Consider the following 11,422-nt stretch of genomic DNA (forward strand, 5'->3'; position numbering starts at 1 on the left):
CCTTTGGGTTCGATTCAATACTTCAATTACGGTAAAGAACCGAACAAAAACTAAGCTCGAAAGATCAACAGCCCCTAATTCAGGTTTATTATGAGCAGCAATCTCGGCGCCACCAGTTCTTAGGTAGCATGTCTAAAAATACCTTAGCCATCAGGATAGCAAGTACAACCGCTGATGAATAAACAATAGCAGCAGGCAACAAATTATGATGCTCTCCCACTTGTGGCATGACCACAAAGCCAAAAGTATCGACTAAATAGTTAACCAAAACACCTGAAACTAACGCTACGCCTAATACACCGCCTAAGTAGCCAAACAGTGCACGTTTACCCAGCTCTTTAGTCACCACACCTAAAGTTGCGATATTCGTTGCAGGGCCTGCCAACATAAACACCAATACCGCCCCAGGTGAAACCCCTGCTAATAACAAGCCTGCAGCTATAGGCGTTGATGCTGTAGCACAGATATACATAGGTACAGAGATCAGCACCATCACTAACATCGCTAAAATTCCATCGCCCCATTTAGCCATGAAATCACCTGGAACATACGTTGTGACTAGCGCAGCAAAGAACAAACCGATTAATAGCCACACAGTCGTATCGCGTACTAGATCGGTGGCAGCAAAATGCAGCCCCTTACCGATACGGCTAATAACTGATGTGCCTTTAAGCTCTGTAGCAATATCTTTAGTCGACTCACAGCAACTCTCAGCTTCAGCGGAGTCTGAACTCTTTGAGCTACAACAAGATGATGCACTCTCAGCTTTAACGGCTACTTTCTCACTGCTGCAACAAGTTGATTTTTTTGGCTCTGCCACTGGCGACAAGTTTAGCGGAGCGGCATTAGTAACCTGGCTCATAACACTGCTCTGAACCATTGGTTTCATACTGACAGTGGCTTTCTTTTCACTGGCACAACAGCTACTAGTCGCGACTTTCGGCTCCGCTTTTTTGCTACTACAACAAGATGAGCTAGCCGCTTTCTCGGTATCAGCGACCGGCTTAACTTCATCGTCATCACGACCCACTAGCAGTCCGGCAACAATTGCACTGGTAACCGCTGCGATAGGTCTAACAATCGCCATAAATGGGCCAAGCAGTACATATGAAACAGTCACTGAATCAACCCCAGTTTCCGGCGTTGATACTAGAAACGAAGTGGTCGCCGCTTTTGATGCCCCGCTGCGGCGCAGTCCGACAGCGGCTGGAATAACACCACAAGAACACAGTGGCAACGGCGCGCCAAGGACAGCCGCTTTTACTGTGGTTTTAAAACCATGGCCACCCAGTTGCTTTTGCATCCATGCCATTGGCACGAACATCTTTAACATTCCAGCTAGAAATAGACCGAGTAACAGCCAAGGAGCTGAATCAAGGAATAGGTCAATAAAGTTTGCAAATAACATAACGTTTTCTCTTGTTAATTCTTACTAACGGTTTTGCTTTGGCAATTTTTAGTCAACTGCGCATCATCATGGGTATGGCCATGCTCATGTGAATCACCTTCACAGCGAATATTTTCGGTACTTGATTCGAGCGCCTCTAATATCGAGCAATGCTCTGCACTTTCCGGCCCGCCGCAGCAAGCTTGGGATAGCCTTTGTAGCGATAGCTGAAAATGATTCAGCTCGGCAATTTTAGCTTCAACGTTGGCTAACTTGTCATCGACTAAGCCTTTAACATCGGCACAAGCCCAATTGGACTTATCCAGTTCAATCGACAACAGCTCGATGATCTCAGCAAGGGTAAAACCAACCGCTTTGGCTCGTAAAATAAAACGCAAACGCTCTGCGTCACTTTCGGTATAGATGCGATAACCAGAATCAGTTCTTGATGAAGGCGATAACAAACCGTGCTTCTCGTAAAACCTTAACGTATCCGTTTTGACCTCACACAACTGTGCTAGCTCACCAATTCGATACATCGACTTCCCCTTGTATAAAGCATTTACATTGCCAAATATTAGCGTGCAGATATCTATCAACAAACTAAGTATAAACCTTAGAGTTGTATCCAAGGTCAAGGCTTATTCTGGCTAAAAAATTAGATCAAAGCTTGTTCTGTTTACCGTATTGTGAAATCGCGCAGAAAAAAACACCGCCAGGGGTAAAATTACGGTAAAATACGCGCGCCGTGGCGGGAGAGTAAAAATAGCGAGGGACTTTTGGAAAGCAGTGTAGAGGCAAGCAAGCCTAATACTGTTCTGTTTTCCGAAAGATCCTTAAAATAACTACTGGACCCTGTACCTACAATGAATAATGCCAGACCTATTCGTCGCGCGCTGTTAAGCGTTTCAGATAAAACCGGAATCTTAGAGTTTGCACAAGCGTTGCATGCTCAAGGTGTTGAGCTACTATCTACTGGTGGCACCGCCCGCCTGTTGGCAGATAATGGTGTGCCTGTCATTGAAGTATCGGATTACACTGGTCATCCAGAAATCATGGATGGCCGTGTAAAGACTTTGCATCCTAAAGTGCATGGTGGCATTTTGGCGCGTCGTGGTATAGACGAGCTTGTTATGGAGCAAAACAACATCAATCCAATCGATTTGGTTGCTGTTAACTTGTATCCATTTGCCGAAACTGTTGCTAAAGAAGGTTGCACCTTAGCGGACGCTGTCGAGAACATCGATATTGGCGGCCCGACCATGGTTCGCTCTACCGCAAAAAATCACAAAGATACCACTATCATTGTTAATGCTAGCGACTACGGCCGCGTAATTGCTGAGATGCAAGCAAACGAAGGTAGCACCACACTGGAAACACGTTTCGATCTTGCGATTGCTGCTTTTGAACATACAGCGGCATACGATGGAATGATCGCCAACTACTTCGGTACTAAAGTTCCTGCTCACAGTAAAGATGAGTGCCACGAAGACTCTAAGTTCCCACGCACTTACAATACTCAGCTAGTGAAGAAGCAAGACCTACGCTATGGTGAAAACAGCCATCAAACAGCGGCTTTCTATGTTGATACCAATTTAGATGAAGCCTCTGTTGCCACGGCAGTGCAGCTGCAAGGTAAGGCTCTTTCTTACAACAACATTGCAGATACTGATTCAGCACTAGAGTGTGTTAAAGAGTTTGACCAGCCAGCATGTGTCATCGTTAAGCACGCTAACCCATGTGGTGTCGCGATTGGTGACAACCTACTTGAAGCTTATAACCGCGCATTTCAAACTGATCCAACATCAGCATTTGGTGGCATCATCGCCTTTAACGGCGAATTAGATGCAGCCACTGCAGCAGCCATTGTTGAGCGTCAGTTTGTTGAAGTGATTATCGCACCATCAGTTAGCCAAGCAGCCCGTGATGTTGTTGCGGCAAAAGCCAACGTACGTTTGCTTGAATGCGGTCAATGGGCAAGCAAGACCACTAGCCTTGATTACAAGCGCGTTAACGGTGGTTTATTACTGCAAGATCGCGACCAAGGCATGGTTGCTATTGATGATGTAAAAGTCGTTTCTAAACGTCAACCAACAGCAGCGGAAATGAAAGATCTAATGTTCTGCTGGAAAGTGGCTAAGTTTGTAAAATCAAACGCTATCGTTTACGCCAAGAACAGCATGACTATTGGTGTTGGCGCAGGCCAAATGAGCCGTGTATATAGTGCTAAAGTTGCTGGAATTAAAGCCGCTGATGAAGGCCTAGTGGTTCAAGACTCTGTTATGGCATCTGATGCCTTCTTCCCATTCCGCGACGGTATTGATGCCGCTGCAGAAGCGGGAATTAGCTGTATCATTCAGCCAGGTGGTTCTATTCGTGATGAAGAGATTATCGCAGCAGCAGATGAGCACGGCATGGCAATGGTATTTACCGGCATGCGTCACTTCCGTCATTAATTTATAAAGGCTCTAGTTTCTATATATTGGTATCTAAATATTAGTTGTTAGAGTTTCTAAAAATTGATTTTTAACGTTTAGAGCAAGCCATTTTTTCTATGTCAAACAAAGCACTCGCAGATTCTTGTTGGTAAAAAATGCCAATACGTGAGTATGCTTGAGGCAGAGATAGGAAAAATGGCGCAGCTATAAAAGGTAAAGATATGAGAGTATTAATTATTGGTGGCGGCGGTCGCGAACATGCATTGGCATGGAAAGCGGCACAATCGGCGCAAGTTGAAACCGTCTTTGTTGCACCGGGTAACGCTGGCACAGCATTAGAGCCAAAGCTAGAAAACGTAGCGATCAATGTTGAAGAGATCACTGCACTGGTGGCTTTTGCTACTGAGCAGAAAGTTGCAATTACGATTGTAGGCCCAGAAGTACCACTAGCATTGGGTGTTGTTGATGCCTTCAATGAAGCCGGGTTGCCTATATTTGGCCCAACTAAAGGCGCGGCGCAGTTAGAGTCTTCAAAAGCATTTACTAAAGACTTTTTAGCGCGTCACAATATTCCTACCGCTGCTTACTCAAATTTTACTGAAATTGAGCCCGCTAAAGCTTACGTTACTGAAATGACGGCTACCACTGGTTTCCCTATCGTTATTAAAGCTGATGGCTTAGCGGCAGGAAAGGGCGTCATCATTGCGGCTGACCAAGCAGAAGCTGATGCAGCTATCGAAGATATGCTAGCGGGTAACCTATTCGGTGAAGCTGGTTCTCGTGTGGTAGTTGAAGAATTCCTCAAAGGCGAAGAAGCAAGCTTCATCGTGATGGTTGATGGCAAGAACATTCTGGCGATGGCCAGCAGCCAAGATCATAAAGCGCGTGATAACGGCGATCATGGCCCTAATACTGGTGGCATGGGTGCATATTCACCGGCACCAGTAGTCACCCAAGCGGTTCACGATTGGACTATTGCTAACGTTATTCGCCCTACAGTTGATGGCATGGCCGCTGAAGGCAATGTCTATACCGGCTTCCTTTATGCGGGCCTAATGATCTCTCCTGATGGCAGCGCAAAAGTGCTTGAGTACAACTGCCGCTTTGGCGATCCAGAAACTCAACCTATCATGATGCGTCTTAAATCTGATCTAGTTGAGCTTTGCTTAGCATCAACCCGTGGTGAACTTGATCAGGTGACTGCTGAGTTTGATTCGCGTGCAGCTGTCGGCGTGGTTTTAGCCGCAGGTGGATACCCAAATGCATACCGCAAACATGATGTGATTGAAGGTCTAGATCTTGGTAATAACAATGCCAAGGTATTTCATGCTGGTACCAGCATGAAAGATGACCATGTAGTGACTAATGGCGGACGCGTACTTTGCGCAACAGCACTAGGCAATAGTGTAACAGAAGCTCAAGCATCAGCTTACCAATTAGTAGACGCCATCCACTGGGATGATGTGTATTTCCGCACAGATATCGCTTATCGCGCTATTGCGAGAGAAAATAGCTAGAACCAAAAGCGTATGCTAAACCGATTAAAGCCCAGTTCTCACTGGGCTTTTTTATTTGTGCTATGCAAAGCAGATATGCTGATATTTAAGCCCTAGAAAACATTTACCATTGGAAATGGTCCATTAAGCTATTGCTACCAACAGCTCTGCTACAAAATATGCTCTAACCCTATCGGCTTCCTAAATCCTAGATCTATAAATCAGCATTTTTGTGATCTTGCTAACAAAAAGTTCTACACTCAAAGCGCAATATGTTTATTCTAAATAAATACTAGAGAAACATATTAATCACTATATAGGGGTAAACTATGAAATATTCACTAGGAGATCTTGTCTATCAAGGCGAAACATCTGGCGTGCATAACTGGGATACGCTATCGGGCACTTCATTTTACTGGCACCCAGATTGGCTGCATATTGCTGAGAATATGACCGGCCATACACCCGCTATCCCGATGGAACCATCAGATAATAAACCAACTAAAGACGATGCTGCCGCCGCCATTGTTAAACACTTAAATAAATAAAATCAGTGTTGCTACCGACCTGATGCAATGGCTTTTTTAGCTATTTTGTCTATCAGGCCTGGGGCAATGATCTTAAAAAATCGCCCTACTCGACCTCTAAATGAGGTGATCAGTAACCGTTTTCGCTGTGCAATCGCTGGCAACATAAGCTCAGCACACTTTTCAGCAGTCATGATTTTTGCTTCTTGCATCGGTGTTTCACCGAGTGGCTTACCTTGAGCATCTAATGCTCGTTTGTGAGTTTGTGTAACCACAAAGTCAGGACAACTCACCGTCACAGCCACATTATCATCACTAAGCTCGATACGTAACGAGTCGAATAAACCTATCAGTGCATGTTTTGAGGCAGCGTAACCTGAGCGTGTCGGCACTCCCGTCATCCCCGTTATTGAAGCAACAGCAACAATCTGGCCTTGGCTCTTTTTTAAATGAGGAATCGCGGCGTGCGATAGGTAAGCAGGACCAAGGTAATTCACCTGCATGATCTGCGACAGGACGCTTAAATCTTCAAGTTCATCAAAACGTGACCACATGGTCATGCCTGCATTGTTGACTAGAATATCTAACTGAGCGTAGTGCTCAATACAGGCAGTAATGACATCACTGCATTGCCGTTGATCAGACAGTTCGGCAACTTGAATCAATGCTTCTGAACCGAGTGCCCTTACCTCTTGCTGCAATGAAGCTAAGCGGGATTCATTACGGGCAGTAAGTAGCAACCGACAGCCAAAAGGAGCTAATGCTAACGCTAATGCGCGACCTATCCCTTCCGATGCACCAGTAACAATAATGACCTTGTCCTGAAAATAATCCATTTTCACAGCTTCCTTATTAGTTTTCCCCGTCGATACTCGGTAATATCAAAAATAGTCTCTTATGCAACTACATCTAAAATATATGCTTTTTCATTAAATATCATAGAACCTGCAATTGTTATACTTTTGTGATTATTTGGCGATATTCAGGTGAGATCCCTTTGTCATGCTTAATCCATACAGTCAAAGGAGATAAATCATGAACGTAAATAAACTCACTAAAGCCCTTTTCATCACTAGCCTAATGAGCCTACCTGCATCAGCTGCAGAGCTTGAAATCAGCGTTACTAACTTAACCCATGGTAACCACTTTACACCGTTACTGATTGCAGCACACGATATGGATAGCCATCTATTCCAAGCAGGCGAAATGGCAAGCCCTGCACTACAGAAAATGGCAGAAGGTGGCAATATCGACGATTTAGATGCTGCTGTAACTGGTGCTGGCGGCGTGACCGTGACTAACCCAGCCATGGGGTTACTTGCACCAAGTGCTAAAGTAGACAGCATCATGCTAGATTCTGGCGATATGACTCACCTTTCTATAACCGCCATGGTGTTACCTACCAATGATGCCTTTGTTGGTTTAGATGCTTGGAAGATCCCAACCGAAGCTGGCAGCTATACCTTTACGCTCAACGCTTACGATGCAGGTACCGAAGATAATGACGAGATCATCAATGGCGGTGGGACATCTGGTACTCCGGGGATCCCAGCAGCACCTGGTGGTGACGGCGGCATGAATGGTACTGGCATAATGGATAGCAGCAACAACGATAAAGTACATATTCATCCAGGCGTGTTAGGTGATACCGATATGGATGGCGGCGCAAGTGACTTAGACAGCCGAGTGCATCGCTGGTTAAATCCTGTAGCTCGAGTGACAGTTATCGTGAAGTAGGAGATAAACCATGAACTATCCAATCAATAATTTTAAACGTAATGCGATAGCTTTAGTCGCTTTTGCGGCTATCGGATTAGCAGGTTGTTCAGATAACGACAATGATTCACCTGAGCCGGTTGAGCCTCCAGTTGTTGCGCCAGTGATGCAGGATTACAGCATTAGCGTCACTAACCTAACGGCCAACCAGCCAATGTCACCTGTTGCAGTTGTTGCTCATAACAATGACAGCAAACTGTGGAGTACTGGAATGCCTGCCAGTGTTGCTTTAGAAACTCTGGCAGAATCAGGCGACAGCAGCGGCTTAGCCGATGAGGCTGGTGTCAATGAGTTAATCAGTGGTGCAGGTATTTTGGTTCCTGGTGGATCGGAAACTATCTCTGTAAGCCTTGAACAAGATAATGTTGCCTCTCTGTCTGTAGTGACCATGCTGGTTAATACTAATGATGCATTTGCCGGCACTACAGGGATTGATTTGGCAGCACTGGCAGTCGATGAGAGCAGTACTCTACGTGTCATTGCCTACGATGCAGGTACAGAAGCAAACTCTGAAGCCAAAGGTACGATTCCAGGTCCAGCGGATAGTGGCGAAGGTTTTAATGCTGCTCGCGATGATAATGATAAAGTTCATGCCCATCCTGGTGTAATTAGTATGGACGATGGCCTGATGGACTCAGTGTTATCCGCCTCTCATCGATTCGATAACCCTGTTTTATTAATCAAAGTCACTCGTACTAAATAGTGTGAGTTCAAAATTGATTAAAAATTTATCGAAATAAAAGTTCCTAAAGGTAGGTCTTGTTAAAAAGGACCGCCTTTGGGAGCTTGGCATGAATGGATCAAGTAGTCATATTTCGACCATTTCGAACAAAACAATTTTGTTAATCGAAGATGAGCAAGACTTAGCCAAATTAGTCATGCTCAATCTTAAAAGCATGAACCATGCAGTTGTTCACTGCACAACGCTTGAACAAGCAAACCAAGTGATTGCCAGCAAACAAATTGATCTTATTCTTATGGACAGAATGCTACCCGATGGCGACGGCATAACGCTGTGTCAGCAGATCCGCGAAGCGGGTAATGAGCAGCCTTGCATGTTGCTAACTGCCAAAGACTCTGAAGCCGATATTGTGCTGGGTCTCGAATCTGGTGCTGATGACTACTTAGTTAAACCGTTTAGCGTGTTGGAACTAAGAGCCAGAGTGAAAGCACTGCTTAGACGTGGCAAGCAGATTCAACAGCAAGATGATGCGTTAGAATTTAATGGCATCACAATAAACTGTACCACCCGAGAGGTCATCGCTTTTAACGAAAATTTAGAGTTAACCGCGCGTGAGTTCGACCTGCTACTTTACTTGGCTCAACACCCAAAACAAGTGTTCAGTCGTATGCAACTATTAGAAGCGGTATGGGGTTACTCCTATTCCGGCTATGAACACACAGTAAATAGTCATATCAATCGCTTACGTAATAAGTTAGCTCGCAGCTCATACACCACAGATTTAGTAAAAACAGTCTGGGGTGTGGGTTATAAATTTGCCCCGCCAGCTAATCAGGCAGCCTCTTAAAAAGGAGCTAACCATATAACTGCGACGGATGCAGGAGATAGCAGCATGAAAAGTTTGTTCAGTCGTATATTGCTCGCGGCTACCTTAGTGATTTTTATCCTATTTATCGCACTATGGCAGTGGTTACAGTTTAGCCAAGAGTTTAGCCGCAATCAGATCCAACAATCACTGCACCGTGAATTGGCGGAACATATGGCCCATATCAATCCGTTACTTTCTAAAGGCATCACCTCTGATGCAGCATTAAAAGAAGCATTTCATGACTTCATGTTACTCGGCCCAAGCTTTGAAATTTATACTTTAGATAATCAAGGGCAAGTTATTGCCTACGACGCGAAAGAGGAGAAGATTAAACAACATAAGGTTGATACCAACATTATTGAGCAATTTATCCAGGGGGTTAATTTACCTATTTTGGGTACAGATCCGCGCTCTGAGCACAAAGACAAAATCTTCTCAGCCGCAAAATTACTCACGCCTAGCGGACAGCAAACAGGTTATCTCTATGTCATCATTGGCGGCGAGGATTTTGATAGCTGGCAGACCATTGTTAGTGATCACCAAGCACCACAGTTTTGGACCACTGCGATATTGATTGCCATTGGTTTCGCAATCATCTTGTTTATCCTGCTGCTTAAGCTGTTTACCGCACCACTAAGTCGACTAGAAAATGATTTGCGTTTAGTCGCTGCCCAGCAACTCAACTCTGGAGTCACACTGCCGGGACAATATACAGGTAGCAGCGAAATCAACCAGCTCAGTAAGCATATCAATACCCTGCTTCAAGCGTTGAGTTTGCAGCATCAAGCAATCAACAGGCAGCAAGAGGAGCGGCACGAATTTATGCTGCACTTGTCCCATGACTTGAAAACACCACTCACCTCTTTACAAGGTTATATCGATACTTGGCTACTAATGCCGCCCCATGAACGCAATAGTGACTTAATTGAGATCGCTGCAAATGCTGGCCAACATTTACAACAACTATTAGGACAAATGTTAGAGCTTGCGGCCTTAGAGAACGGCCAAGTTAAACCGCAGTGGCAACAAGTAAACCTTCAAGAAGTATTGGATGAATTGCAGCTAACATTCACACCGCGCGCGAGTAAGAAGCGTATTCTGTTAGCTTTTGACGATAGACTAAACCTGTGTATACATACCGACAGGCAGTTGCTATTGCGCATTCTAAATAACCTTGTCGACAATGCGATACGCTACACTCCAGACCAAGGCGTCATCAGTATCAAAACACTCGCGGATAAATCTAACGCAACAACTTGGTTGCAAGTTAGTGATAATGGTTCAGGAATGCACAAGCATGAACTGGCTGCGTTGAAACAGATGACCCAAAAACCCATGGCAATGGCAAGCAAACAAAGTGCATTACCGCAACTTGGGGTAGGGTTGGCGATTGTTAGGCAGTTACTGGCCATTTTAAAATGTGGCATTGAGATTGACAGCCAGCCAGGCAAAGGCAGTCGTTTTAGAATTGAGCTGCAGACGCAACCCTTGCTTGTTGAACCACAAGGCAGTACAAACCGCCCCGTTAAAACCGATGACGGTTTTGAACATAGCGTCCATCAGGGATAATTATTCACCCAAATAAAAAAGCCGACTGCTGATGGCAATCGGCTATTTAAGCCTAAGGAGCGTAACGGTAAAGCGACTGCCCATCAGTGCCAGAATAACTGTTAGAACACGCCTTTAAATATCTTTTTCAGCTTAGAGAAAGCAAGACTAATAAACACACCAAACAAACTCATCCACATCAAGATCACCAATACCTCAGTCATATAAATGCCCATTTCAGTGTCGGCATTAGCAACATAAAAGTAGTGGGTGCCCTGTAGCAAACCAATAAAAATAGCTAAACAGATAGCACTAAAAAGAATAGGTAATTTCATAAATGTCGTCTCTTAACTGTAGGTCTGTAATTGATGGATTAATAATAAAACACTGCTATCGCGATTTGAAACTAGTAGCTATAGCCAATCCCGATACTTGCTAGCTTTATGATGTTCTTGGTTTAATACCAATCAGTATAAAGATTTGATCGCTCAGCGAGAGTTTAGCGGCTTTGAGGTAAGGCAATGAATGAAGAGCATAGTTATTCTACGTTCAAGTTCATTAACGCAGCATCAAAGCCGCTAAAACTCGCCTGTAAGGAGTGTGTTTGGCTTGCTACTTCTGTGTTGAATAAACTCATAAGAGAACAACCATTGTGTCCTTAATTCGCCTTGAATTAATTCTCCAAAAACACTCTGAGTAG

At 44.5% G+C, this 11,422-nt stretch carries 11 protein-coding genes; 7 read left to right on the forward strand and 4 right to left on the reverse strand.

Translation table 11 applies throughout. The annotated features are described in order from the left end of the window. Positions 1-88: 88 nt before the first annotated feature. Both AB4238_RS07060 and zntR read right to left on the reverse strand, forming a co-directional pair. Positions 89-1,408 (reverse strand): SO_0444 family Cu/Zn efflux transporter, encoded by a 1,320-nt coding sequence (locus AB4238_RS07060; protein ID WP_372032481.1) that lies wholly within the window; start codon positions 1,406-1,408, stop codon positions 89-91. 14 nt (positions 1,409-1,422) lie between these two features. After that, the gene (zntR, locus tag AB4238_RS07065) at positions 1,423-1,926 is read right to left on the reverse strand and encodes a Zn(2+)-responsive transcriptional regulator (RefSeq protein ID WP_372032482.1); all 504 of its coding nucleotides are present in this window, start codon (positions 1,924-1,926) and stop codon (positions 1,423-1,425) included. A gap of 327 nt (positions 1,927-2,253) precedes the next feature. On the opposite strand from zntR, the gene purH reads away from it, so the two are divergent. The 3 genes from purH to AB4238_RS07080 all read left to right on the forward strand — a co-directional run bounded on the left by purH (position 2,254) and on the right by AB4238_RS07080 (position 5,869). Beyond that, positions 2,254-3,843 (forward strand): bifunctional phosphoribosylaminoimidazolecarboxamide formyltransferase/IMP cyclohydrolase, encoded by a 1,590-nt coding sequence (gene purH / locus AB4238_RS07070; protein ID WP_372032484.1) that lies wholly within the window; start codon positions 2,254-2,256, stop codon positions 3,841-3,843. Positions 3,844-4,046: 203 nt separating this feature from the next. After that, on the forward strand, positions 4,047-5,342 hold the full coding sequence (gene purD, locus AB4238_RS07075) for a phosphoribosylamine--glycine ligase (protein WP_372032485.1): 1,296 nt from the start codon (positions 4,047-4,049) through the stop codon (positions 5,340-5,342). A 308-nt stretch (positions 5,343-5,650) separates the two neighbouring features. Continuing rightward, entirely contained in the window at positions 5,651-5,869 is a 219-nt protein-coding gene (locus AB4238_RS07080) for a hypothetical protein (RefSeq protein WP_372032486.1), read from the forward strand. A gap of 11 nt (positions 5,870-5,880) precedes the next feature. Here AB4238_RS07080 and AB4238_RS07085 read toward each other — a convergent pair whose 3' ends face one another. Beyond that, entirely contained in the window at positions 5,881-6,684 is an 804-nt protein-coding gene (locus AB4238_RS07085; RefSeq protein ID WP_372032488.1) for an SDR family oxidoreductase, read from the reverse strand. Between the two features lie 199 nt (positions 6,685-6,883). Here AB4238_RS07085 and AB4238_RS07090 point away from each other — a divergent pair, with 199 nt between their 5' ends. From AB4238_RS07090 to AB4238_RS07105, 4 genes are all read left to right on the forward strand, one after another. Beyond that, the gene (locus AB4238_RS07090) at positions 6,884-7,585 is read left to right on the forward strand and encodes a spondin domain-containing protein (RefSeq protein WP_372032490.1); all 702 of its coding nucleotides are present in this window, start codon (positions 6,884-6,886) and stop codon (positions 7,583-7,585) included. Between the two features lie 10 nt (positions 7,586-7,595). Then, a complete protein-coding gene (locus AB4238_RS07095) occupies positions 7,596-8,327 on the forward strand; it encodes a spondin domain-containing protein (protein WP_372032491.1) in 732 nt (243 codons plus the stop codon). Positions 8,328-8,415: 88 nt separating this feature from the next. Further along, on the forward strand, positions 8,416-9,153 hold the full coding sequence (locus AB4238_RS07100; RefSeq protein WP_372032492.1) for a response regulator transcription factor: 738 nt from the start codon (positions 8,416-8,418) through the stop codon (positions 9,151-9,153). 45 nt (positions 9,154-9,198) lie between these two features. Beyond that, positions 9,199-10,743, forward strand: a complete 1,545-nt coding sequence (locus AB4238_RS07105) for a sensor histidine kinase (RefSeq protein ID WP_372032494.1) — start codon at positions 9,199-9,201, stop codon at positions 10,741-10,743. A 101-nt stretch (positions 10,744-10,844) separates the two neighbouring features. On the opposite strand, the gene AB4238_RS07110 is transcribed toward AB4238_RS07105, so the two are convergent. After that, positions 10,845-11,057, reverse strand: coding sequence for a hypothetical protein (locus AB4238_RS07110; RefSeq protein WP_372032495.1), 213 nt, complete (start codon positions 11,055-11,057; stop codon positions 10,845-10,847). Between the last annotated feature and the right edge of the window lie 365 nt (positions 11,058-11,422).

Source organism: Shewanella sp. 10N.286.45.A1 (assembly GCF_041470405.1).
Lineage (GTDB): Bacteria > Pseudomonadota > Gammaproteobacteria > Enterobacterales > Shewanellaceae > Shewanella.